The following is a 718-nucleotide window of genomic DNA, read 5'->3' as shown; positions in this document are numbered from 1 at the left end:
GTGAGGCCATGTTTTGACCTTTAAACTCAATTTTTCCGGTAGACGGTAGCAAACCGATCAACGCACGCCCTAACGTGGATTTACCCGAACCGGATTCACCAACAATGCCTAGTGTTTCGCCCTGTTTTAGTTGTAACGAGATGCCTTTTACCGCTTCGAAGTACTCGTTTTTGCTTGCGATAAAGTGAGGCGTCACCAAAAACTTCACACGAATGTCTTCAGCGTTGAGCAATTCCGACGCTTTCTCATCAACGGGGGGTTTGCTTCCTTTCGGAATCGAGTTAATCAGCATTTTGGTGTATTCATGCTGAGGTTCAGAAAACAAGTGCTCAGTGATGCCTTCTTCAACGACCTCACCTTTGCACATCACCAACACACGATCGGCAAAGTGTTTCACCACGCCTAGGTCATGGGTGATAAATAAAATAGCCATCCCCATTTTTGCTTGAATCTCTTTAATCAGCAGTAGCACTTCCGCCTGAACGGTAACGTCAAGCGCGGTTGTCGGCTCATCGGCAATTAAGATGTCTGGTTCGTTGATCAGTGCCATGGCAATCATGATGCGTTGTAACTGACCACCAGAAAACTCATGGGGATACTTATCATAGGCTTGTTGCGGGTTCGGCAAATGAACCAAATCAAACAGTTCAAGCACACGTTCTTTGGCTTTGCGCTGATTGACTGAGCGATGACACATCATGGCTTCCGCCACTTGAAT

Annotated in this window: 1 protein-coding gene; it reads right to left on the bottom strand. The window is 46.5% G+C overall.

The window, feature by feature from the left end:
- Positions 1–718, bottom strand: a 718-nt coding sequence (locus R7O13_RS26930; protein WP_318305215.1) for an ATP-binding cassette domain-containing protein, incomplete at both ends; no start/stop codon positions are given.

The sequence above is a fragment of the Vibrio sp. Y176 genome (assembly GCF_033438945.1).
This window is presented reverse-complemented; position numbering and strand designations above follow the sequence as displayed.